The sequence below is a fragment of the Micromonospora sp. CNZ295 genome (genome assembly GCF_004217535.1).
Genome location: NZ_SHKZ01000001.1, coordinates 2,908,907 through 2,932,350, shown reverse-complemented (window position 1 = coordinate 2,932,350; position 23,444 = coordinate 2,908,907). Strand labels below are relative to the sequence as shown.

Sequence of the window (23,444 nt, the reverse complement as noted above, 5' to 3'; positions counted from 1 at the left end):
GAGGACAACCGTGTCCGACCTGCCCCTGGTCCAAGCGGACCGCGCCGTACCGCCGCCGGCCGCGACCACCACCACCGGTGGGCGCGGCCGTCGGCTACGGCTCCTGTCCGGCACCGACCGCGTGGTCATCGCGCTGATGGTGCTCGTACCGCTGCTGCTCGTCGTCAGTCTGGTCTGGCTACCGGCGCTGGCCACGGTGGCGCTGTCGGCCACCGACTGGGACGGCATCGGCCCGATCAGCGAGATCGAGTGGGTCGGTGGCCGCAACTACGCCGACGTCGTGCAGATCTACCCGCCGTTCGTCCCGGCCGTGCAGAACAACCTGCTCTGGCTGGCCGCCCTCTTCGTGGTGGCGACCCCGCTCGGCATGTTCCTGGCCGTGCTGCTCGACAAGGAGCTGCGCGGCACGCGGTTCTACCAGACCGCGCTCTACCTGCCGGTGGTGCTCTCCCTGGCGCTGATCGGCTTCGTCTGGCAGCTCATCTACTCCCGCGACCAGGGGCTGCTCAACGGCGTGTCCGGCGCCAACGTCGACTGGTACGGCGACCCGGACGTCAACATCTGGGCGGTGCTGGTCGCGGCCGGCTGGCGGCACGTCGGCTACATCATGCTGCTCTACCTGGCCGGCCTGAAGGGCGTGGACCCGTCGCTGCGGGAGGCCGCCGCCGTCGACGGCGCCTCGGAGACCCGCGCCTTCTTCCGGGTGGTCTTCCCGGTCATGCGCCCGATCAACATCATCGTGCTGGTGGTGACCGTGATCGAGTCGCTGCGCGCGTTCGACCTGGTCTGGGTCATCAACAAGGGACGCAACGGCCTGGAACTGCTCTCCGCGCTGGTGACCGCGAACGTGGTCGGCGAGGCCAGCCGGATCGGCTTCGGCTCGGCGCTGGCGACCATCATGCTGGTCGTCTCGCTGGTCTTCATCACCGTCTACCTGGCCACCGTGATGAGGGAGGACCGGCGATGAGCACCGCGACGCTGACCCGTGAGCCGGCGGCCGACGCGCCGGTCGCGCGCCGCCGACCGCTGCGGCCCGCCCGGGTGGTCCTGCACGTCTTCCTGGGTGCGGTCGCCGTCGGCTGGCTGTTCCCGATCCTGTGGGCCGTGCTCACCTCGCTGCGCTCCTACGAGTACACCGCGGCCAACGGGTACGTCTCACTCGGCGGCTGGACGTTCGACAACTACGTCACCGCGTGGCGGACCGCCGAGTTCGGCCAGCACTTCCTCAACTCCGCGTACATCACTGTGCCGGCGGTGCTGCTGACCCTCTTCCTCGCCTCGTGCGTGGCGTTCGTCATCGCGCGGTTCAGCTGGCGTACCAACCTGATCCTGCTCGGCCTGTTCACGGCGGCGAACCTGCTGCCCCAGCAGGCCCTGCTGATCCCGCTGTTCCGGCTGTTCACGCAGGTGCCGCTGCCGGAGTTCATGAGCGACTCCGAGCTGCTGTACGACAGCTACTGGGGCCTGATCCTGGTCAACGTCGCCTTCCAGTGCGGCTTCTGCGTCTTCGTGCTGAGCAACTACATGAAGGCGCTCCCCCGGGACCTGTACGAGGCGGCGATGGTCGACGGGGCGAGCGTCTGGCGGCAGTACTGGCAGGTGACCATGCCGCTGTGCCGGCCCGCCCTGGCCGCGTTGGCGACGCTGGAGGTGACCTGGATCTACAACGAGTTCTTCTGGGCCACCGTGCTGATGCGCACCGGCGACAAGTTCCCGGTCACCAGCTCGCTGAACAACCTGCGCGGTGAGTTCTTCACCGACAACAACCTGGTCTCGGCCGGCTCGGTGCTGGTCGCGATCCCAACCCTGGTGATCTTCTTCCTGCTCCAGAAGCAGTTCGTCCGGGGCCTGACCCTGGGAGCGTCCAAGGGATGACGATCCTGCGCCTGAGCCGTGCCCGGACCAGCCTGGTGCTCGACGCGCGCGGCCCCGGGCTGCCCCGCGTCGTGCACTGGGGCGCCGACCTGGGCCCGCTCACCGACGACGAGCTGTCCGCCCTGGTCGCCGCGACCGTCCCGCCGGTGGTGCCGAGCAGCTTCGACGCGCCGACCGTGCTGTCCCTGCTGCCCGAGCCGAGCGCCGGGTGGAGCGGCCGGCCGGCGCTGGCCGGGCACCGGGACGGGGCGGCCTGGTCCACCGCGTTCCGGCTGGACGGCGTCGAGGTCGCCGGCAGCGCCCCGGACCCGGACCGGGTGGCGGCGGGCGGCGACCCGGTGCGCGTACCCGATGCGTCCCGGGACCGCGACGGGCCCGGGACGGCGCGGGTGACCGTGCGGGCGTCGGACCCGGCCGCCGGCCTGTCCCTCACCGTCGAGCTGGCGCTGGACCCGCACGGCCTGTTGACCGTACGGCACCGGTTGCGCAACGACGGCGCGACGGCGTACGAGCTGCGGGAGCTGGTACCGGTGCTGCCGGTGCCGGCGGTCGCCACCGAACTGCTCGACCTGACCGGCCGCTGGTGCCGGGAACGGTCGCCGCAGCGGCACCCGTGGCCGATGGGCACCTGGGTCCGGGAGGGCCGGCACGGCCGCACCGGGCACGACGCGACCCTGCTGCTGGTGGCCGGCACCGCCGGCTTCGGTTTCGGGCACGGCGAGGTGTGGGCGGTGCACACCGCCTGGAGCGGCGACCACGTCACCTTCGCCGAGCGGCGGCCCACCGGCGAGTCGACGCTCGGCGGCGGTGAGCTGCTGGCCCCCGGCGAGGTCGTGCTCGCGCCGGGGGCCGAGTACGCCACCCCGCTGCTCTACGCCGCGTGGTCCGACGCCGGGCTGGACGGGCTCAGCGACGTGCTGCACCGCCACCTGCGGGCCCGGCCGAACCATCCGCGCACACCCCGGCCGGTCACGCTGAACGTGTGGGAGGCGGTCTACTTCGACCACGACCTCGACCGGCTGCGCGACCTCGCCGACCGGGCCGCCGAGGTCGGGGTGGAGCGGTTCGTCCTCGACGACGGCTGGTTCCGCGGCCGGCGGCACGACCGCGCCGGGCTGGGCGACTGGTACGTCGACGAGGAGATCTGGCCGGACGGCCTGACCCCGCTCATCGACCACGTGACCGGGCTCGGCCTGCGGTTCGGCCTCTGGGTCGAGCCGGAGATGGTCAACACCGACTCGGCGCTGTACCGGGCCCACCCCGACTGGCTGCTCGCGGTGCCCGGCCGGCTGCCGCCGGAGTGGCGGCACCAGCAGGTGCTCGACGTCGCCCACCCGGAGGCGTACGCGTACCTGCTCGGCCGGCTCGACGCGCTGCTGCGCGAGCACCCGGGCATCAGCTACCTCAAGTGGGACCACAACCGGGACCTCACCGAGGCCGGCCACCACGGCCGGCCGGGCGTACGCGAGCAGACCCTCGCGGTCTACCGGCTCCTGGACGAGTTGCGCGCCCGTCACCCCGGCGTGGAGATCGAGAGCTGCTCCTCCGGCGGCGCGCGGGTCGACCTGGAGATCCTGCGGCGCACCGACCGGGTCTGGGCCAGCGACTGCAACGACGCGCTGGAACGGCTGGCGATCCAGCGCTGGACCGGCCTGCTGCTGCCGCCCGAGCTGGTCGGCACGCACATCGGGCCGGAGCGCTCGCACACCACGCACCGCGTGCACGACCTGGGCTTCCGGGCGGTGACCGCGCTCTTCGGCCACCACGGCATCGAGTGGGACATCGGGGCGATCGGCACCGGTGAGCGCCGGGAGCTGGCCGCCTGGGTGGGGCTGCACAAGCGCCTCCGGCCGCTGCTGCACTCCGGCCGGGTGGTCCGGGTCGACCACCCCGACCCGGCCGTCTGGGCGCACGGCGTGGTCGCCCACGACCGCTCCCGAGCGGTGTACGCGGTGACGCGGCTGGCCACCTCGGTGGCGCAGGTGCCGGGGCCGGTCCGGTTCCCCGGCCTCGACGGGCACCGCCGGTACGCGGTCCGCCCGGCGGCCGGCGTGCCGGAGCCGGCCGTGCTCCAGCTGACCGAGCCGGGCTGGTGGGACGACCGGGGCGTCACCCTGCCCGGGAGCGTGCTCGCCTCGGTCGGTCTCCAGCTGCCGGCGCTGCACCCGGAGCAGGCGCTGCTGGTGGAGGTCGCGGCGCGGGACTAGAAATTCCCCGGAAAAGTTCGCGGAGGATGTCGAGGACCGGTGTGCCGGCTTCTACCTACGGGTGAGAGCACCGACGATGGTGCCCGAGAGCTGAGGAGTCAGACGTGAAGTACATGTTGCTCATGCAGTTCAGCACCGCCGACACCGACTTCCCGCCGATCCACATCTGGACCCCGGAGGAGATCCGGGCCCACATCGGGTTCATGGGCGAGGTCAACGAGAAGCTGGTCGCCGACGGCGAGTGGGTCCAGGGCGAGGGCCTCGGCGGGCCGGCGCAGGCGAAGATCGTCCGGGCCGGGTCGGCCGGCGAGCCGGTGGTCACCGAGGGCCCGTTCGCCGAGACGAAGGAGTTCCTGGCCGGCTGGTGGATCGTCGACGTCGACAGCCCCGAGCGGGCGGTGGAGGTCGCCGCGCACATCTCCACCGCGCCCGGCCCCGGCGGCCGGCCGCTGAACATGCCGATCGAGGTGCACCCCGTCATGTCCGCACCGCCCGAGGAGCTGTGACGCCTGGACACCGCCCGTCGTGCCGTCGAGGACCTGCTGCGCGAGCTGGCGCCGCAGGTCCTCGGCGTGCTCGCCCGCCGCTTCGGTGACTTCGCCACCGCCGAGGACGCCGTGCAGGAGGCGCTGCTGGCGGCGGCGACGCAGTGGCCGGTCGACGGTCTGCCGGACAATCCGCGCGGCTGGCTCGTGCAGGTCGCGTACCGCCGGATGGTCGAGCTGGTCCGCGCCGAGACGGCCCGGCGGCGGCGCGAGGACCTGGTGGCCCGCCGGGAGCCGGACGACCGGCTGACCGCACCGGCGGCGGACGAGGAACTGGGCGGGCAGCGCGACGACACGCTGGTCCTGCTGCTGCTGTGCGCGCACCCGGTGCTCTCCCCCGCGTCGGCGATCGCCCTGACCCTGCGGGCGGTCGGCGGCCTCACCACGGCGGAGATCGCCCGCGCGTTCCTGGTCCCCGAGGCCACGATGGCGCAGCGGATCAGCCGGGCCAAGCAGCGGATCCGCTCCTCGGGGGTGCCGTTCCGAATGCCGGCGGCGGCAGAGCGGCCGGCCCGGCTCGCGGCGGTGCTGCACGTGCTCTACCTGATCTTCACCGAGGGGCACACCGCCAGCGTCGGCGCCGAGCTGCGGCGGGTGGACCTGGCGGAGGAGGCGGTCCGGCTGGCCCGCGGGCTGCACCGGGCGGTGCCGGGCGAGAGCGAGGTCGCCGGGCTGCTCGCGCTCATGCTGCTCACCGACGCGCGCGCCGCGGCACGCACCGACCCCGCCGGAGAGCTGGTCCCCCTGGCCGATCAGGACCGCTCGCGGTGGGACCGGGCAGCGATCGCCGAGGGTGTCGCGCTGGTGACCCGGGCGCTGCCCCGGGGGCCGGTCGGGCCGTACCAGGTGCAGGCCGCGATCGCCGCGCTGCACGACGAGGCGCCGACCGCGGCGGAGACCGACTGGCCGCAGATCCTCGCGCTGTACGAGGTGCTGGAGCGGCTGTCCCCCGGCCCGGTGGTCTCGCTCAACCGGGCGGTGGCGACCGCCATGGTGCACGGTCCGGCCGCCGGGCTGGCCGCCCTCGACGACCTGGCGGCGGACCCCCGACTGGCCGGCCACCACCGGCTGCCCGCCGCCCGGGCGCACCTGCACGAGATGGCCGGCGACCGGGAGCGGGCGATCGCCGACTACAGCGCCGCCGCCGAGCTGACGGCGAGCCTCCCCGAACAGCGCTACCTACGCCTGCGCGCCGCCCGCCTCGCCGCGGAGTCCTGACCTGCCACCTTCCGCCGCAGGTGGCGGGTCGCCCGGCGACTCGGGTTGACGTGCGGCCACGGGGGCGGACGAGCCCCTTTTCCTCCTTTGCTCTGCTTCAACCCACGCACCGGTTTCGAGCGGAAACCCATGCGCTCGTTGAAGCAGAGCAAAGGACGCGGTGAGGTTCCTCGTGCCGCGGGCCGGACGGCCACCCGATGCGGGTGCCCTCGGGCGGCGTCCGGCGCCGGCCGGTGGTGGCCGGGCCCGACCGGGCCCGGCCACCGGTGCGGAGATTCAGCTGGCGGTGCAGGTCGCCGTGGGGGCGGTGTTGGTGCCGTTCCAGCTGCCGATGAAGCCGAAGCTGGTGCTGGCGCCGGCGCCCAGCCGGCCGTTCCAGTCGACGTTGCGGGCGGTCACCGTCGAGCCGCTACTGGTCACCGACGCGTTCCAGGCCTGGTTGACGGTCTGGCCGTTGGCGAACGTCCAGCGCACCGTCCAGCCGGTGATCGCCGACCCGCCGGCGGTCACCCGGACGTCCCCCTGGAAGCCGCCCGGCCACTGGTTGGTGACCGTGTACGTGGCCGTGCAACCGCCCGGCGGGGGCGTCGTCGGCGGCGGGGTGGTCGGCGGAGGCGTCGTCGGCGGCGGGGTCGTCGGCGGAGGCGTCGTCGGCGGCGGGCTGGTCGGCGGGTTGCCGAAGATGGTCGCCTCCCGCGCGGTGGCCTTGATGCCGTTGGCGCCGTTGAACAGCCGCTGACCCCAGGTGCTCAGGTTGTTCGGGTCGAAGTTGATGGCGAGGTCCAGGTACTCCACCCCGCCGCCGTTGCCGCTCCAGGACCAGCCCAGCCAGCCGATGCGGTTGGCCTGGGTGTAGCTGAGGATCGCGTCCTCGTCCGGGTCGCCGTCGGAGTGGTTGTGGCCGAACTCGCCCACCACGATCGGCAGCCCGGCGGTGCGGAACCGGCCGAGGTAATCGCTGATCTCGGCGGCGGTGTCGAAGACGCCGTACATGTGGATGGAGAAGACGGTGTTGCGGTCCGCGTCGGCGGCGAAGACCGCCGCCGCGTTGTCGCGCATCGTGAACGTCCAGTCCTGACCCCAGTTCGGGGCGTCGACCATGATCGTGTGGTCGAAGTTGGCGTTGCGCAGCCGCCGGATCGCGTTCGACGTGTCGGTGGTCCAGGCGGCGTAGCCCTGGTTGCCGTGCGGCTCGTTGCCGATGTTGACGATCACGTACGCCTCCTGTCCACGCAGGACGTCGGCGATGCTGATCCAGTAGTCCACGGCCCGGTCGAGCGACACCGCGCCGCTCTGCTCGCCGTACCCGGTGGTGTCGTGCACCTCCAGGACGCAGATCAGCCGGTTGGTCTTGCACAGCGAGATGACGTTCGCGACGTCGGCCGCGCTGTTGCGGGTCCACCGGTCACCGCTGGAGAGCACGACCCGTACGGTGTTCGCCCCGAGCGCCTTGATGTTGGCGAAGGAGCTGGTCTGGTTCGTGTACCAGGTGTGCGCGTGGTTGACCCCGCGCATGATGAACTCGTTGCCGTTCGCCTCGTACAGCTTGCCGTTGGCGACCGTGAAGCCGGTCGCGGCCCGCGCCGGCTGCCCGATCATCAGCACCGCGACGACCAGCGCGAGCAGCGCGGTGCCGGCAGCGGAGAGTCTTCTTGTCATGGCCTTCCTCACCGAGGACCCCCGCTGCCCGCGCAGGGGTGGGACGTCACAGGGGACAGCGGCTGTAGCCCGACAGCCGCCACCTGGCTCCCGGCGGCGCAGGCATCAGCGTAGGACGATGGCTGCCGCAACGCAATGAACCGGTTAAGGAACCTGGACCGTGAGGGTTGACCGGCGCAGGCCGGGGTAACCCGGGAGGATCGGCCGGGTCGGAACGAGGAGGCACCATGGTGAACGTCGGCTACACCCTCTTGGGCGAGCAGGCCGGGCCGAAACAGCTGGTCGACTACGCCGTGCGCGCCGAGGCGGCCGGCTTCGACCACCTGGTCGTGTCCGACCACTACTACCCCTGGCTCGACTCCCAGGGCCACTCCCCGTACGCCTGGTCGGTGCTCGGCGCGGTCGCCCACGCCACCTCCCGGGCGGCGCTGATGTCGTTCGTGACCTGCCCGATCCGCCGCTACCACCCGGCCGTCGTGGCGCAGAAGGCGAGCACCGTCGGGGCGCTCTCCGACGGCCGGTTCACCCTGGGCCTGGGCGCGGGTGAGAACCTCAACGAGCACGTCGTCGGCGGCTGGCCGCACGTGCAGCAGCGGCACGAGATGTTCGAGGAGGCGCTGCAGATCATCCGGCCGCTGCTCAACGGGGAGACGCTTACCTTCTCCGGCAACCACTACGACGTGCCCGACGCGTACGTGTGGGACCGGCCCGAACGGCCGGTGCCGATGGCCGTCGCCGCGTCCGGCCGCCAGTCGACCACCCTCGCCGCCGAGTACGCCGACGGCGTCATCGCCACCGAACCGGACCCGCACCTCATCCAGATGTACGACGACGCCGGCGGCGTCGGGAAGCCCCGCTACGGGCAGGTCGCCATCTGCTACGGGCCGGACGAGGCCGAGTGCCGCAAGATCGTGCACGACCAGTTCCGCTGGTTCGGGCTCGGCTGGAAGGTCAACGCCGACCTGCCCGGCCCCGACTCCTTCGCCGCCGCCACCCAGTTCGTCCGCGAGGAGGACGTGGCCGAGGGCATCTCCTGCGGCCCGGACGTGGACCGGCACGTCGAGGCGTTCAAGAAGTTCGTCGACGCCGGCTTCAGCCACGTCGCGCTCGTACAGGTCGGCGGGGACAGCCAGCCGATGTTCCTGGAGTGGGCGCAGGAGCAGCTGCTGCCGCGCCTGCGGGAGCTGTGAGGCCCTCGCCGCTGCGGCGGCCCCGCCCGACCGCGCCCGGCCGGTTCGGCCCGGGCGAGCTGCGCCTCGCGCTCGCCGCGCCCCGCCCGGCCGCCGGGCTCACCAGCGAGTGGCGGCTCGTGGACGGCCTGCGGACGCACACCCGCCGCGGCGCCGACCCGGGCACCGGCGCGCCACCGGTGGTCCTCGTGCACGGGCTGGCCGTCTCGCACCGGTACCTCACCCCGCTGGCGGCGCGGCTCGCCGACACGCACCCCGTGTACGTGCCGGACCTCCCCGGCTTCGGCCTGAGCGAACGCCCCGACACGGCGTACGGCGTGCCCCGGCTCGCCGACCACCTGGCGGCCTGGCTGGCCGCGTACCGGCTGCCGCCGGCCTGCCTGCTCGGCCACTCCTTCGGCGCGGAGGTCGTCGCGTCGCTCGCCGCCCGCCATCCCGGCGCGGTCCGCGCGGTGGTGCTGGCCGGACCGACCAGCGACCCGGCGGCGCGGTCCCGGCGCGGCCAGTTCGGCCGCTGGCTGGTGGACGCGCTGCGCGAGGCGAAGCTCCAGGCGCCGATCCTGCTGCGCGACGTCTGGGACGCCCGCCCCTGGCGGGTGTACGCCACGCTGGGCCACTCGGTGCGCAACACCGTCGAGGCGGACCTGGTACGGATCACCGTGCCCACCCTGGTGGTGACCGGCTCGCGGGACCCGGTCGCGCCGGCGGGCTGGCGGTCGCAGGCCGCGCGGCTCGTCCCCGGCGGCCGGGACCTCGCGGTGCCCGGCGCCGCGCACAACGTCGTCACCACCGCGCCGGCGCAGGTCGCCGACGCCGTTCGACACCTACTGGCCCCTACCCTGACGAACAGGTGATCCGCATGCGCATCGGCAACATGGAGATCCGGCCGGCCGGCGGCGGCCTCGGCTGCCTGCTGATGATCCTCTTCTCGATCGTCGCCTCGATCGTGCTGACCGTGCTGCTCAACCTGGCGCTGTGACGCGCCGGATCCGGGGTGCGTCCTCAGGCGACGGTGAGGTCGAGGTCGGCGGCGACCGGGTAGTGGTCGGAGGCGTACTCGGTCGCGCCGCCCCGGACCACCCGCACCTGCCGGGTCAGCTCGGCGAGCCTCGGCGTGGCCAGGAGGTAGTCCAGGCGCATCGGCGCGAACTCCGCGCCACCGTGCCGGGTCGGCACGGTCCGCCCCGCCGCGTCACCCGCCTCGTCGGGCCCGCTCGCACCGGGTCCCGGCCCGCCAGCGCCAGCAGATCGCCACAGGTCCACCAGGCCGGCGTCCAGCAGCCGGCCGACCGCCCGCGTGTCGACGGTCCGGCCGTCGCGCCGCAGGTGCCGGCGCCGGTACAGCTCCGGCAGCCCGGCCAGGCGCTCGGCATGGTCGGCCGCCGGGTCGAGGGTGTTGAGGTCCCCGGCGACCAGGGCCAGGTCGGCCCGCCCCCGGCGGAGGGCCGCCGCCAGCCAGTCGGCCTCCAGCCGCCGCCGGCCACCCGAGTACGGATCGAGGTGCGTGCCGAGCAGCGTCAGCGGTCCCGCCGACGTCGCCACCCGGACCCGGACCGCGGCGTGGTGGAACGGACGGCGGAGCGGCCCGGCGGCGAGCACCCGCAGCGGCGGGCGGACGAGCACCCCCACCGGTTGACCGAACCACGACCGGGCCAGGTGCCCACGCATCTGGATCCGGTCGGCGAAGCCGGCCAGCACCCGGTCGTCGAAGCCGCGCAGCTCCTGCAACGCGAGGACGTCCGGCCGCAGCTCGTCGAGGACCCGCAGGATCAGGTCCCGCCGGTCGGTGCCGCCGGTGTCGCGGCCGCCGGTCCGGATGTTCCAGGTCGCCACCCGCAGCATGCGCCCGGTCAGTCCACCCGGCCGGCCTTGGCCAGCTCGTCGTCGAGGGTGTGCACATCCTCCGACTCGATCGTTGGCCGGTTGCCCTCGCGCAGGTCCTCGTTCGGGCGGACCACCCAGTAGAGCAACCCCACCCAGAGGGTGCACAGGATGATCGCGCCCATGAAGTCGGTCGGGTGGTGCATCCCCCGGTACATCCGGGAGACCGCCACCCCGACCGGCAGCACCACCGCCAGGGCCACGAAGACCCACCGCCACCAGCGGTCGGTCCGCGGGAAGACGACGATCGCGATGGCCACCCAGAGGCAGAGGGTGGCCGCGATGTGGCCGGACGGGAAGGACGACGTCGGCATCGGCCCGTCCAGGTTCCCCACCGGCGGCCGGGGCCGGTCCACCGCCGCGGCCGCGGCGAGGAAGAGACTCAGCTCGCCGAACATGGTCAGCGCGACGAACAGCACCGGTCGCCACCGCCGCCACACCGCCAGCACCAGCGGGCAGAAGACCAGCGAGACCAGCAGGATCGCGTGCGTGTCGCCGGCCTTGCTCCACCACCAGGAGACGTCGTCCCGGGCGGCAGTGCGCTGCTCGGCGAACCAGCGCGGCACCTCGGTGTCCAGGGTCGCGAGGAACGTGCCGCCGGCGTGGTAGCTGACGAAGATGCCGAACCCGAAGAGCGCACCGAGCACCAGCACCCAGCCGACGACCAGCTCGAAGACCGCGGCCCGGGGGTGCGGCAGCAGGTGCGCCTCGTCGGGGGCGGGCGCCACGTCGTACGCGGCCTCCGGTTCGAGCCCCTCGCTCAACGCCGGCACCGGCCGGCCGCGTTCCAGCCGCCAGAGGCGGAAGGCGTACGCGGTGATGCCCAGCCACGCCGCACCGAGCAGCCAGGCACCGAGCACGTCCGAGACGAAGTGCACGCCGAGCGCGATCCGGGTCAGCCCGATCAGCGCCACGATCGTGGCGACCAGGGCGACGGCCGGCCGGCGCCAGCGCGGCGCCAGCGCCGGGAGGAAGACCAGCAGCAGCGCGCCGTACGCGACGAACGACCCGAGCGCGTGGCCGGAGGGGAAGCTCTGCCCCGCGTACCCGCCGATCGGCACCGCCACCTCGGGACGCAGCCGGTCGACCAGCGTCTTGAGCGCCGGGTCCAGGATGAGCGCGCCGACGCCGGTGACGATGAGGAACACCGCCAGCCGGCCCTGCCGACGGATCAGCAGGCCGACCATGGCCACCGAGATCAACCAGATCAGCACCGCCCGCCCGCCGAGATCGGTGAGCGCGTTGAGCACCGTCACCAGCGGCCCGTACGGCGACACGAGGTCGTTGAGCCAGGCGGCGACGCCGTGGTCGACGTCGTACAGCGGCGTCCACCGGACGCGGACCAGCACCAGCAGCACGCCGAATCCGACTCCGGTGCCGAGCACGAGCGCCAGGCCGGCGAGCGTCCGCTCGGTGAAGTGACCCAGGGGTCGGCGCAACGCATCGATGACCGCGCTCACGGCAGCCTCCCTCTCAGCTCCTGGCGTGGCGCTTTACCCCATGGGGGCTCCACGTACACCGGAGGCCGGTCTAGCGGGAGGTCATCTCGCCGGTGTCGGGCACCTCCACCCGCGCTGCCTCGGGCTCCCACAGGTCGGGCTGGGCGGGCTCCTGGACGCCGATCCGGACCGCCTCCAGTTGGGCGGCGAAGGCCAGCCCGCCGAAGAGTGCCATGCCGGTGAGGTTTGCCCACAGCAGCAGCGCCATCATGCCGGTCAGCGCGCCGTACGTCTGGTTGAAGTCGTCGCTCCAGGCCACGTACGCCGCGAGCAGCAGGCTGGTGATCCACCACAGCGCCGTGGCGATCCCCGCGCCGAAGAAGAGCCACGACAGGCCGGGCTGGTTGCGGCGCGGCGCGTGCCGGAACAGCACGGCGACGGCCAGCACGGTCAGCGCGAGGCTCAGCGGCCACCGCACCACGTCCCACCCGCTCTCGGCGACGTCACCCCACGCGTAGTGGCGCTGCACCGAGTCGCCGATCGCCCCACCGGCGACCAGGATGAGGAACCCGGTCAGCGCGGGCAGGCCGGCGGCGACGGCGAGGACCGCGGCGCGGACGTACTTCCACAGTGCCGGCCGGTCCCGCTCGACGCCGTAGATCCGGTTCGCGCCCCGCTCGATCTGCGCCATCGTCGTGGTCAGCGCGACCAGGCCGGTGAGCAGTCCGAGGGTCAGGGCCAGCTCGCCGACCTCCTCGGTGCGCTCGCCCTCGCCGAGCAGCTCGCCCACCACCTCGTCGCTGGCGCCCGGGGAGAGCGCCAGCACGGTGTCGGCGACGACCTCGCCGCCCTCCTGGACACCCAGCTCCGAGATCAGACCGGTCAGCGCGATCAGGAACGGCACGACCGCGAGGCAGAGCTGCAACGCGAACGCCCGGGAGTGGCTGAACCCGTCGCCGTAGCGGAACCGGATGAACGCGTCCCGCAGCAGGTGCCAGCCGCCCTCCCGGCGCAGCGTGTGCCAGGCGTCGTCGGCGGACAGTTCCTCGTCCGCCATCAGCCGGGTCTCCGGCACCATCCGGGTGCTACTCACCGTGCGCCTCCCCGATCAGCCGTTCGCCGCGCTCGGCGACGGCCTCGGCGTCAACCGCGAGGTCGGGCGCGCGCTCCGGCTGCGGTACGCACAGCCACAACGCCCGGCGCCGGATCTCCGCCTTCAGCGTGCGGCCCGGATCGATGAGGTCACCGTCCAGCTCGCGCGGCTGCGGGCGGTCGCTGGTGATCTCCACCCGCCGGCCGCGGAACACCTCCATCCGCGGGACCCGCTCGCGCCGCCGCAGCACCGCCCAGCCCAGTTGGATCCAGTGCCGCAGCGTCCGCGGGGTGAGCACGGCGACGTCCAGGTACCCGTCGTCGGGCTCGGCCTCGGTGAGCAGGCGTACGCCGCCCTGGAGGCGGCCGACGTTGGCGACCAGAACGGACCGGGCGCGCCGGCGGACCGGCTGCTGGTCGTCGATCCGGATGGCGACCCGCATCGGTCGGTCCCGCAGGTGTCGGGCCGCCCCCATCACGTACGCCGGCCAGCCGATCCGCCGCTTCGTGGTCTCGGAGGTGTCGGCGAGCATCTGCGCGTCGAAGCCCATGCCGGCCATCACCGTGAAGTAGTGCTCCTCGACCTGGCCGACGTCGAGCAGTCGCCGGCCACGCTCGACCGCCACCTCGAGGCCGGCCGCGAGGTCGTCGGAGAGGCCCAGGTTGGCCGCGAGCAGGTTGCCGGTGCCCTGCGGCAGCACGGCCAGCGCCACCTCCGTGCCGACCAGCCCGCTGACGCAGGACATCACCGTGCCGTCACCGCCGCAGGCGAAGACCACGTCGACGCCGGCCTTGACGGCCTCCTCGGTCTGGCCGCGCCCCGGGTCCTCGACGGTGGTCTCGAACCAGAGCGGTTCGGCCCAGCCGGCGGCGACGAGGGCTTCGTCGACCGTGCGGCGCAGCTCGTCCAGGTCGGCCACCTTCGCCGGGTTCACCACCACGGCCGACCGCAGCCCGCCGCTGTCCGCTCCACCGTTCACGGCGCCAGTGTGCGGCACGACGGCGCGTTCAGCGAGCCCACGAGGACAGCGCCACAGAAAGGTTTGAACGGCGCGCGCCCCGCGGGTGGTCAGGCCGCGGCGCGGAGCGCGGTCTCGACGCGGCGGCGCAGGTCGTCGAGCCCGACGCCGGCCTCGGTCAGGACCAGGGCGGCGAGGCCGTTCCCCTCCCGGAGGAGGCCGAGCAGGATGTGCTCGGTGCCGATGTGCCCGTGGCGCAGCCGCAGCGCCTCGCGCAGGGACAGTTCGAGAACCTTCTTGGCGCGGGGCGAGAACGGGCCGCCCGCGTACCGTCGCCGGCCCCAGCGGCGGCGCGACGCCGGCGCGGCCTCGCGGAGCGCGTCCGGGCCGAAGGTCTCCTCGATCCGCGCGACGATGGCCGCCAGGTCGATGCCGATCTCGCGCAGGGCCGCCGCGTCGGCGTCGGCCAGGCCGGTGCCGGCGTGCTCGGTGTGGCGGCGGATGCGGGCCCGGAGGTCGTCCGCGCTCACGCCCGCCTCGTGCAGCACCCGCACGGCGAGACTGTCGCCGTCGGTCAGCAGCGCGAGCAGCAGGTGCTCGGTGCCGACCGGCCGCTGCCCCTCGGTGCGGGCCTCCTCGCGGGCCTGCTTCACCACGCTGCGGGCCCGGTCGGTGAACCGCTCGAACATCACGCCTCCCAGGACTGATCGACCGCCGGCCGCCCGGCGTGCTTCTTGTGGACCGCCTGCCGGCTGACCTCGAGCGCGTCGGCGATCTCCTGCCAGGACCAGCCCTGCCGTCGGGCGTTGTCGACCTGGACCACCTCGAGCCGCTCGAGCAGCCGGCGCAGTGCGCGGACGGCGCGCAACCCGACCCGGGGGTCGGTGCTGGCGGCGGCCGCCGCGAGTTCCGTCGCCTGACTCATGGTGTCAACTTACGTTGACGAAGCGGCCGTTGTCAACCCTGGTTGACGATCCTGTTAGGGTCCGGCCATGCGCGCTCACCCCACGTCGGTGTCCGTCGGCGATCTCCGGCTGGACGTGGCGGGCGACAGCGTGGTCGGCCACCGGTACCCGGCGAACTTCGACGTCCTTCACGTCGACCCCGACCTGCCGCTCGCCGTGGTAGCGGACGGCATGGGCGCGGGCGAGGGAAGCCGGCGGGCCGGAGCCACCGCCGTGCAGGCGCTCGTCGCCGGGGTCCGGGCCGCCTGGCCCCGGGTGGACGCCCGGCGGTTGCGCGCCGCCGTGGCCGAGGTCCAGTCGGCGGTACGCGCCGCCGGCGCCGACCTCGCCGAACTGACCGGGTGCACGCTCACCCCCCTGCTCGTCGAGCCGGACGGCGGCCAGGGCTGGCTGGTCCAACTCGGCGACTCGCGGGCGTACCGGCTGCGCGACGGCCTCCTCGAACTGCTCACCGTCGACCACACGGCCGCCTGGCTCGGCGTGGTCCACGGCTGGTACGCGGCCGACTCCCCCGCCGCCGCCCGGGCCCGCTACCAGCTCACCCGGTACGCCGGCCACCCCGGCGAGCCGGAGGCCGACCTGCTCGCGGTGACGCTGCGCCCCGGTGACACCTGGCTGCTCTGCACCGACGGCCTCAGCGACCAGCTCGACTACCACCGGATCCGGGAACTGCTCACGGCGGCGCAGCCCGACGAGGTCACCCGGGACCTGCTCGACGCGACCCTGACCGCCGGCGGCGCCGACAACGCCACCGCCGTCCTGATCCGGGTGCGGTAGGAGCGGACGCACCTCGCCGGCCGCCCCCTTCGAGGCTCCCGTGGGCGGAGACGCCGCTGGCCGGCACCCCGGGCTCGGGTGCCGGCCAGCGACTTCATTTCCCCCTGTGAGGAATGTGTGTGTGGGTCAGCTGGTCCAGTGCTTGGCGACCAGGTCGGCGGCCTGCTGTTCCCACTGGGCGTAGTGGTCCGGGTAGGCCGAGACCTGCACGGTCTGGGCGGCCTTGGTCAGCGGCATGTCCTGCCAGCCGTCGACCTGCTGGAGGCCCTTGAGGAACGCCATGGTCGAGTACTCGGGGTCGGTGATCTGCTCCACCGTGCCCCACCCGCTGGACGGGCGCTGCTGGAACAGGCCCTGCGAGTCGTGGTCGTTGCGCTCACCCAGGTGACCCAGGTTCTCCAGCTTCGACTCCTGCAGCGCGGTGGCGATCGCGACCACGGCGGCCCGCTCGTCCATGCCGGACTTCTTCGTCGCCGCGATGATCGCCTTCACATTCGCGGTCTGCTCATCGGACAGGTCGATGCGCGACTGCTTGCCCTGCACACCGTGCGGGATCAGCTTGCCCGTGTCCGGCTTGTCGGCCTGCACCGCGGCGACCGGAGCCCCGGTCACCGGCGCGGTCGTGCTGGCGGTGTCGTGGTTCAGCGGACCAGCGGCCAGACCACCAGCGAACGCCAGACCAACGATACCCAGAACGCTCTTACGCATGATCGTGTTCATGATGAAGCTCCATTCGGGGGTCGGCACCACCAGCCCACAAGGGGGGGACGGGCGTAGGCGGTGCAAGCACCATCCGAGGCGCTCAAAAGACTTGGGGGAAAGACCACCGGCATCCGAGGGGCGGGGGGATGGCCCCTTCACGGTGCCGGGTCCAGGTGTAACGACCGACCGGCCGCCAACATTCCGGCGACCACCAACCCGTCGAAGACCCCGGGCTCCTGCTCGATCGTCCAGTGGATGTAACGCCCCCACCCCGCCCACGATTCCGCCCCCACCATGCCCCCGGTCACACCCCCAAACCCGACACCCGGCCCAGACGGGCACACCAGATCCGGACACCCGGCACACACAGCACAGCCCGCGACGCCGACCCCCGGAAGACCCCCGGCCGGGTCCGCCCGCTGGCGAGGGGCTTGGGAGCTGTCTCGTGGCGGGATCTGACCGGTAACGCCCCGATGGGGCCCACGTCAGGGGTGTGCCCGCCGGGACCGGCGCACGGATCAAGCCTGCCCGGAAGCCGGGCACGGCGGGCCACACCCCCCAACCGCGACCAGAACGAACAAAGCCGGAACCGGCGGTACGACGATCCCGCCCCGCTGTCGTACCGCCCGGACTAGCCTCGGGACGAGGGCCCGGGGCGCGACACCTGCGGAGGTGATGCCGGATGGCCGCAGCCGCCGACGCGCCGGTGCTCGCCGGTGTCGGCTCGGAACACAACCTGCCACTGGTCGCCCTGGCGGCCCGGGAGGCCGCCACGCACGATCGACCCCTGCGCCTGCTGCACGCCTTCGACTGGGGAGCGGCCCTGGCGGCGCCCTCCGTCGCCGGCCCGCACGACGCCGCCGAGGAGCTACTCGCCCGGGCGACGGAGATCGCCAAGGACGTCGACGAGACGCTGCCGGTCAGCGGCGAGATCACCGAGGGCCCGGTGGTGGACATGCTGGTCCGCCGCTCGGAAGCGGCGTTCCTGATGGTGATCGGGGATGGCGGCATGAGCACCGACTCCGGCTGGGTCGCCACCGACACGGCCGCGGTGCAGGTCGCCGCCCGAGCCGGCTGCCCGGTGCTGGTGGGCCGGCGGGACCCGCCGCCGGAGGGCCCGGTGCTGGTCGGCGTGGACGGCTCGGAGGACTCCCAGCGGGCCCTGGAGTGGGCGTTCGACTGCGCGGCCCGGCGGGCGGCCCGGCTGGTCACCGTACGGGTGGTGGAACCGGGCGGGAACGAGGACCCCGCGGTTCTCGCCGGCCTCGTGGCCCGGGCCGACCGTCGACACCCGTCGGTGGCTGTGGAGTGCCACACCATCCGCGGCGACCCCGGGCAGGTCCTCGTTGAGCAGTCGAAGTCGACGCAGGTGACGGTGGTGGCGGCCCGGGGCCAGCGGCCCGGTCGGGGGATGCTCGGGTCGGTGTGCCAGAAGGTGCTCTACCGGGCGCCGGCGCCGGTGATCGTGGTGCGGGGGCTCTCGGCAGAGGGCCCCTGACGCAGGGACCAAGGACTCTGATCCAGAACCGTCGTTTCCGCGAAGCTGAGGACGGAAACGTCCTTCCGGATGCGCCAACACCCGAACCGCGAGAGGCTCAGGCAGTATGGACACCGCAACCGCCCCGCACAGCCCCCTGACCGAAGACGAGCTGCGCCGGCTGGACGCGTACTGGCGTGCGGCGAACTACCTCACCGTCGGGCAGATCTATCTGCTGGACAACCCGCTGCTCCGCGAGCCGCTGGCTCCGGAGCACGTGAAGCCCCGGCTGCTCGGGCACTGGGGCACCAGTCCCGGCCTGACCCTGCTGTACGCGCACCTCAACCGGGTCATCGTCGCCCGTGACCTGAACGCCATCTTCATCACCGGCCCCGGCCACGGCGGGCCGGCGATCGTGGCGAACACCTGGCTGGAGGGCACGTGGAGCGAGCGTTACCACGGCATCGGCCGCGACGAGGCGGGCATGGCCCGGCTGTTCCGCCAGTTCTCCTTCCCCGGCGGCATCCCCAGCCACGTGGCGGCGGAGGTGCCGGGCTCGATCCACGAGGGCGGTGAGCTGGGGTACGCCCTGAGCCACGCGTACGGTGCCGCGTTCGACAACCCGGACCTGCTGGTCGCGTGCGTGATCGGCGACGGCGAGGCGGAGACCGGCCCGCTGGCCGGCAGCTGGCTGTCCAACGTGTTCCTCAACCCGGCCCGCGACGGCGCGGTGCTGCCCATCCTGCACCTCAACGGCTACAAGATCGCCAACCCGACGGTGCTGGACCGGATCCCGGAGTCCGACCTGCTGGAGATGATGCGCGGGTACGGCTACCGGCCGTATGTGGTCGCCGGCGACGACCCCGCCACCGTCCACCAGGCCCTGGCCGCGACGCTGGACCGGGCGCTGGACGAGATCGCCGCGATCCAGCGGCAGGCCCGCTCGGGTGGCCCGGTGGAGCGTCCGCGCTGGCCGATGATCGCCCTCCGGACGCCGAAGGGCTGGACCGGGCCACGGGAGGTCGACGGCAAGCAGGTGGAGGGGACGTACCGGTCGCACCAGGTCCCCCTGTCGGAGGTACGCACCAACCCGCAGCACCTGGCCGAGCTGGAGCACTGGCTGCGCAGCTACCGGCCGGAGGAGCTGTTCGACGCCACCGGAGCGCCGGTCGCCGAGCTGCTGAACCTGCCGCCGAAGGGTGACCGCCGGATGAGCGCCAACCCGGTCACCAACGGCGGGCTGGTGCTGCGCGACCTGACGCTGCCCGACTTCCGGGACTACGCGGTCGACGTGGCCCGGCCCGGCGCCACGGTCACCGGCGCGACCGGCGCGCTGGGCAAGTGGGTACGTGACGTGATCGCCGCGAACCCGGAGACGTTCCGGCTGTTCGGCCCGGACGAGGTCGCCTCCAACCGGCTCGGCGCCGCCTTCGAGGCCACCGACCGGGCCTGGGTGGCGGGGACCGTGCCGGGCGACGACCATCTCTCCCCCGACGGTCGGGTCATGGAGGTGCTCTCCGAGCACCTGTGCCAGGGCTGGCTGGAGGGCTACCTGCTGACCGGCCGGCACGGCATCTTCACCAGCTACGAAGCGTTCATCCACATCGTCGACTCGATGGTCAACCAGCACGCCAAGTGGCTGAAGGTGACCCGGGGCATCCCGTGGCGCCAGCCGGTCGCGTCGCTGAACTACCTGCTCTCCAGCCACGTGTGGCGGCAGGACCACAATGGCTTCTCGCACCAGGACCCGGGGTTCATCGACCACGTCATGAACAAGAAGGCCGAGGTGGTGCGGGTCTACCTGCCGCCGGACGCGAACACCCTGCTGTCCACGATGGACCACTGCCTGCGCAGCCGGCACTACATCAACGTGGTCGTCGCCGGAAAGCAGCCGGCCCCGAACTGGCTGTCGATGGACGAGGCGATCATGCACTGCCGCCGCGGTATCGGCATCTGGGACTGGGCCAGCAGCGACGGCGGCGAGGAGCCGGACGTGGTGCTCGCCTGCGCGGGCGACGTGCCGACCCTGGAGACCCTCGCGGCGGCCGACCTGCTGCACCGCCACCTGCCCGAACTGAAGGTGCGGGTGGTCAACGTGGTCGACCTGATGCGCCTCCAGCCGCCCACCGAGCACCCGCACGGGCTGGCGGACAAGGAGTTCGACACGATCTTCACGGCGAACAAGCCGATCATCTTCGCCTACCACGGCTACCCGTGGCTGATCCACCGCCTGACCTACCGCCGCACCAACCACGACAACCTGCACGTACGCGGCTACAAGGAGGAGGGCACCACCACCACACCGTTCGACATGGTGATGCTCAACGACCTCGACCGGTTCCACCTGGTCATCGACGTGATCGACCGGGTGCCCGGGCTGGCCGCCCGAGCGGCGCACCTGCGGCAGGACATGGTCGACGTGCGCCAGTCGTGCCGCGACTACACCCGCGAGCACGGCGAGGACGACCCGCGCGTCGCCGAGTGGCGGTGGATCCGGGCGAACGACCCCCAGGTCCGCGGTCAGCAGTGAGCCCCGCGGCCACGAGCGAAAGGTGGGCACGATGAGCGGCGAGGAGATTCTGGTCGGCTATGACGGGTCGCCGGACGCCCTGCGGGCCCGGGACTGGGCCCTGGACGAGGCGGAGCGCAGCGGGCGGCCGGTGCGGCTCGCGTACGTCTTCGAGTGGCTGACCGTGGCCGGTTGGGTCGGTCCCGGCGTGGCGCCCGGCGTCTGGCCCGACGAGGCGGCCCGGCAGCAGGTGGAGGAACTGGTCCGGCGGGCGGCTGCCGATGCCGCCCGCCCGGGTCTCACCGTCACCGGCGAGGTGTACGACGGGCCGCCCGCCGTGGTTCTGCAGGAGCGGTCGGCGCGCGCCGGCCTGCTGGTCCTCGGCACGCGCGGGCACGGTGGCTTCGGTGGCCTGCTGGCCGGCTCGACCGCCGTGTCGGTGACCGCCCACGCGCACTGCCCGGTCGTGGTGGTACGCGGTGCGACCGACGGCCGCGCGCACACCCGGCACATCGCGGTCGGGGTGGACGGCTCGGAGACGTCGCTGCTGGCCCTGGGCTTCGCGTTCGAGCAGGCCGCCGCGCGGAAGGTGCCGTTGCACGTGCTCCGCGCCTGGCACCTGCCCCCCGGCCAGCGCCCGTCGTCCGGCCCGGACACCCGGGCGGCGACCCGGGCCGACCGCGCCGACCTCGACGAGCCGCTGTCCCGGTGGGAGCAGGCGTTCCCGGACGTCGACGTGACGGTCGAGGTCGCCGAGGGCAGCCCGGCCGGGCTGCTGGTGGCCGCGAGCCGCGACGCCCAGCTCGTCGTGGTCGGCACCCGGGGCCGGGGCGGGCTGGCGGGCATGCTGCTCGGCTCGGTGAGCCAGCAGCTCCTGCACCACTCGCACTGCCCGGTAGCCGTCATCCGCGAACGCTGACCCCCGCCCCGCCAGCGCCGATCATGGACTTGTGGTGCCATCCGAAGGGCGCGAACCAGGATGCAGCGCCCACCAGAACTCCATGATCGGCGCAGCTGCGGTCACCCGCGGTGCGCGGGTGGGCCGAGGAGGGCGCGCAGCGCGTTGAGGATCACCAGCACGTCGATGCCCTCCTGAAGGAAGGCGCCGCCGACCGGGGGCAGCCGTCCGACCGCGGCCACGAACATGGCCAGCACGGCCAACCCCATGCCGACCGTGGCGCTCTGCACCGCGATCCGGCGCGCGTACCGGGCGATCTCCACGGCATCGGCCAGCCGCTCGAGCTCGTCCACGGTGAGCACCGCGTCGGCGACGTCCGCCGAGGCGGTCGCGCCGGTGGCGCCCATCGCCACGCCGACGTGCGCGGTCGCCAGGGCCGGCGCGTCGTTCACGCCGTCGCCGACCATCACCGTCACCGCCCGGTCCGCCTCGGCGCGGACCCGCTCCACCTTCTCGGCGGGCGTGCACCGGGCGATGACGTCGTCCACCCCGACGGCGTGCGCCACCCGCTCGGCGGTCTCCGGCCGGTCGCCGGTGACCATGACGATCCGCCGCAGCCCGGCCGACCGCAGCCGTTCCACGGTGGGCGGCGCGTCGGGACGTACCGGATCCTCCAGCAGGATCGCGCCGAACGGCCCGGCCTCGCCGCCGACCCACACCACCGACCGGCCGGCCTGCTCGGCGCGGACGCGGGCCGCCTCCGCCCACTGCGGCAGCGGGCCGTCGAGCTGGCCCACCCGGACCTCCCGACCGGCCACCCGCCCGCGGACGCCGCGGCCCGGCTCCTCGGTGACGTCGGCCGGCTCGGCGAGGGCCAGCCCCCGTTCCCGGGCCTGCTCGACCAGGGCGCGGGCCAGCACGTGTGGGGAGAGCTGCTCCACCGAGGCGGCGAGCCGCAGCACCTCGTCCCCGTCGACTCCCGGCGCGGTCACCGTCTCGGCCGCCCGCGGCCGGCCGGCGGTGAGGGTCCCGGTCTTGTCCACCAGCAGGGTGCGGGCGCGGCCGAGCAGTTCGAGGGAGCCCCCGTCGCGGACCAGGACGCCGTGCCGGGCCGAGCGGGACAGCCCGGACACGATCGCGATGGGGGTGGCCAGCAGCAGCGGGCAGGGCGTGGCCACCACCAGCACCGCCACCGCCCGGACGATGTCGCCGGAGACCAGCCAGCCCAGCCCGGCGAGGACCAGCGTGAACGGGACGAAGGCGACGGCGTACCGGTCGGCCAGCCGCACCGTCGGGGCCTTCCGCGCGGTGGCCTCACGGGCCAGCCGGACGATCCCGGCGTACGTGCTGGCGGCCGCGTCCCTCGTCGCGCGCATCCCGAACCCGGCGCCCGCGTTGACCACGCCGCTCGCGACGGGCTCCCCCGCCGGGCGCTGCACCAGCCGCGACTCGCCGGTGACCACCGACTCGTCGAGCGTGGCCGCCTCGTCGAGCCGTCCGTCGACCGGCACCACGTCGCCCGGGCCGACGAGCAGCTCGTCGCCGACGGCCACCCGGTCCATCGGCACCACCTCGATGGAGCCGTCCGGCGCCCGCCGGCGAGCGGTACGCGGGGCGCGGGCAAGCAGCGCGCGCAGGTCGCGGGTCGCGCGGCCCTGGGCGTACGCCTCCAGCGCCCGGCCGGTCGCCACCATCACCGCGATCACCGCACCGGCCAGGTACTCCCGGACGCCCAGTGACCCGGCCAGCGCGAGGACGGCGATCACGTCCACGCCGTACCGGCGGTGCCGCAGGTCGCGCAGCATCGAGACGACCGCCGGCACCAGGGCCGCCACGGTGGCCGCCACCCACAGCAGGTCGCCGACCCCGGGCCGACCGGCGATCCGGGCCGCCGCGCCGGCCACCACCAGCGCCGTCAGCCCGGCCAGCGGCGCCCACAGCAGCAACCGCCGACCCCGCTCGGGCCGCGCCGGCTGCTCCGGTACGCACTCCGGTGGCTCCGTCATCCTGCGGATCGTCCCAGACCGAACGCGCGCCGCACCGGGCAAACC

At 73.6% G+C, this 23,444-nt stretch carries 21 protein-coding genes; 12 read left to right on the top strand and 9 right to left on the bottom strand.

Annotation, left to right across the window (positions count from 1 at the left end):
* The first annotated feature begins 10 nt into the window (after positions 1–10).
* The 5 genes from EV376_RS13905 (at position 11) to EV376_RS13885 (ending at position 5,845) form a co-directional block, all read left to right on the top strand.
* Complete coding sequence (locus EV376_RS13905; protein WP_130323373.1) at positions 11–967, top strand: carbohydrate ABC transporter permease; 957 nt, start codon at positions 11–13, stop codon at positions 965–967.
* Positions 964–1,875 (top strand): carbohydrate ABC transporter permease, encoded by a 912-nt coding sequence (locus EV376_RS13900; RefSeq protein WP_130323371.1) that lies wholly within the window; start codon positions 964–966, stop codon positions 1,873–1,875. The genes EV376_RS13905 and EV376_RS13900 overlap by 4 nt, the downstream gene beginning before the upstream one ends.
* Entirely contained in the window at positions 1,872–4,082 is a 2,211-nt protein-coding gene (locus EV376_RS13895; RefSeq protein WP_130323369.1) for an alpha-galactosidase, read from the top strand. The genes EV376_RS13900 and EV376_RS13895 overlap by 4 nt, the downstream gene beginning before the upstream one ends.
* Positions 4,083–4,195: 113 nt before the next feature.
* Positions 4,196–4,588 (top strand): YciI family protein, encoded by a 393-nt coding sequence (locus EV376_RS13890; protein ID WP_486482897.1) that lies wholly within the window; start codon positions 4,196–4,198, stop codon positions 4,586–4,588.
* 3 nt (positions 4,589–4,591) lie between these two features.
* Positions 4,592–5,845: a sigma-70 family RNA polymerase sigma factor gene (locus EV376_RS13885; protein WP_130323366.1), complete on the top strand. Its 1,254-nt coding sequence runs from the start codon at positions 4,592–4,594 to the stop codon at positions 5,843–5,845.
* A gap of 276 nt (positions 5,846–6,121) precedes the next feature.
* On the opposite strand, the gene EV376_RS13880 is transcribed toward EV376_RS13885, so the two are convergent.
* On the bottom strand, positions 6,122–7,504 hold the full coding sequence (locus tag EV376_RS13880) for a cellulase family glycosylhydrolase (protein ID WP_130323364.1): 1,383 nt from the start codon (positions 7,502–7,504) through the stop codon (positions 6,122–6,124).
* Between the two features lie 227 nt (positions 7,505–7,731).
* On the opposite strand from EV376_RS13880, the gene EV376_RS13875 reads away from it, so the two are divergent.
* The 3 genes from EV376_RS13875 to EV376_RS30870 are packed head-to-tail and all read left to right on the top strand — an operon-like array spanning position 7,732 to position 9,673.
* Entirely contained in the window at positions 7,732–8,694 is a 963-nt protein-coding gene (locus EV376_RS13875) for a TIGR03557 family F420-dependent LLM class oxidoreductase (RefSeq protein ID WP_130323362.1), read from the top strand.
* Positions 8,691–9,548 carry an alpha/beta hydrolase gene (locus tag EV376_RS13870; protein ID WP_486482621.1) on the top strand — a complete coding sequence of 286 codons (858 nt, stop codon included), beginning with the start codon at positions 8,691–8,693 and terminating at the stop codon, positions 9,546–9,548. The genes EV376_RS13875 and EV376_RS13870 overlap by 4 nt, the downstream gene beginning before the upstream one ends.
* Positions 9,545–9,673 carry a hypothetical protein gene (locus EV376_RS30870; protein ID WP_486482950.1) on the top strand — a complete coding sequence of 43 codons (129 nt, stop codon included), beginning with the start codon at positions 9,545–9,547 and terminating at the stop codon, positions 9,671–9,673. The genes EV376_RS13870 and EV376_RS30870 overlap by 4 nt, the downstream gene beginning before the upstream one ends.
* Before the next feature lie 23 nt (positions 9,674–9,696).
* Here EV376_RS30870 and EV376_RS13865 read toward each other — a convergent pair whose 3' ends face one another.
* The 6 genes from EV376_RS13865 to EV376_RS13840 form a co-directional block, all read right to left on the bottom strand.
* A complete protein-coding gene (locus EV376_RS13865) occupies positions 9,697–10,536 on the bottom strand; it encodes an endonuclease/exonuclease/phosphatase family protein (RefSeq protein ID WP_130323360.1) in 840 nt (279 codons plus the stop codon).
* 8 nt (positions 10,537–10,544) lie between these two features.
* The gene (locus EV376_RS13860) at positions 10,545–12,035 is read right to left on the bottom strand and encodes a phosphatase PAP2 family protein (protein ID WP_130323358.1); all 1,491 of its coding nucleotides are present in this window, start codon (positions 12,033–12,035) and stop codon (positions 10,545–10,547) included.
* A gap of 70 nt (positions 12,036–12,105) precedes the next feature.
* Entirely contained in the window at positions 12,106–13,107 is a 1,002-nt protein-coding gene (locus EV376_RS13855; RefSeq protein ID WP_130323356.1) for a YihY/virulence factor BrkB family protein, read from the bottom strand.
* Positions 13,100–14,086, bottom strand: a complete 987-nt coding sequence (locus EV376_RS13850; protein WP_486482620.1) for a diacylglycerol/lipid kinase family protein — start codon at positions 14,084–14,086, stop codon at positions 13,100–13,102. The genes EV376_RS13855 and EV376_RS13850 overlap by 8 nt, the downstream gene beginning before the upstream one ends.
* Before the next feature lie 89 nt (positions 14,087–14,175).
* On the bottom strand, positions 14,176–14,754 hold the full coding sequence (locus EV376_RS13845; RefSeq protein WP_130323352.1) for a Clp protease N-terminal domain-containing protein: 579 nt from the start codon (positions 14,752–14,754) through the stop codon (positions 14,176–14,178).
* The gene (locus EV376_RS13840) at positions 14,754–14,990 is read right to left on the bottom strand and encodes a helix-turn-helix domain-containing protein (protein ID WP_130323350.1); all 237 of its coding nucleotides are present in this window, start codon (positions 14,988–14,990) and stop codon (positions 14,754–14,756) included. Before EV376_RS13840 ends, EV376_RS13845 begins: the two co-directional genes overlap by 1 nt.
* A 67-nt stretch (positions 14,991–15,057) precedes the next feature.
* Here EV376_RS13840 and EV376_RS13835 point away from each other — a divergent pair, with 67 nt between their 5' ends.
* A complete protein-coding gene (locus EV376_RS13835) occupies positions 15,058–15,807 on the top strand; it encodes a PP2C family protein-serine/threonine phosphatase (RefSeq protein WP_130323348.1) in 750 nt (249 codons plus the stop codon).
* 126 nt (positions 15,808–15,933) lie between these two features.
* Here EV376_RS13835 and EV376_RS13830 read toward each other — a convergent pair whose 3' ends face one another.
* Positions 15,934–16,527 (bottom strand): hypothetical protein, encoded by a 594-nt coding sequence (locus tag EV376_RS13830; RefSeq protein WP_130323346.1) that lies wholly within the window; start codon positions 16,525–16,527, stop codon positions 15,934–15,936.
* Between the two features lie 664 nt (positions 16,528–17,191).
* Between EV376_RS13830 and EV376_RS13825 the strand changes: the two genes are divergently transcribed.
* The 3 genes from EV376_RS13825 to EV376_RS13815 all read left to right on the top strand — a co-directional run bounded on the left by EV376_RS13825 (position 17,192) and on the right by EV376_RS13815 (position 21,414).
* A complete protein-coding gene (locus tag EV376_RS13825; protein ID WP_130323344.1) occupies positions 17,192–18,007 on the top strand; it encodes a universal stress protein in 816 nt (271 codons plus the stop codon).
* 106 nt (positions 18,008–18,113) lie between these two features.
* Positions 18,114–20,516: a phosphoketolase family protein gene (locus EV376_RS13820; protein WP_130323342.1), complete on the top strand. Its 2,403-nt coding sequence runs from the start codon at positions 18,114–18,116 to the stop codon at positions 20,514–20,516.
* A gap of 31 nt (positions 20,517–20,547) precedes the next feature.
* Positions 20,548–21,414, top strand: a complete 867-nt coding sequence (locus EV376_RS13815; RefSeq protein WP_130323340.1) for a universal stress protein — start codon at positions 20,548–20,550, stop codon at positions 21,412–21,414.
* Between the two features lie 101 nt (positions 21,415–21,515).
* On the opposite strand, the gene EV376_RS13810 is transcribed toward EV376_RS13815, so the two are convergent.
* The gene (locus EV376_RS13810) at positions 21,516–23,399 is read right to left on the bottom strand and encodes a heavy metal translocating P-type ATPase (RefSeq protein ID WP_130323338.1); all 1,884 of its coding nucleotides are present in this window, start codon (positions 23,397–23,399) and stop codon (positions 21,516–21,518) included.
* Between the last annotated feature and the right edge of the window lie 45 nt (positions 23,400–23,444).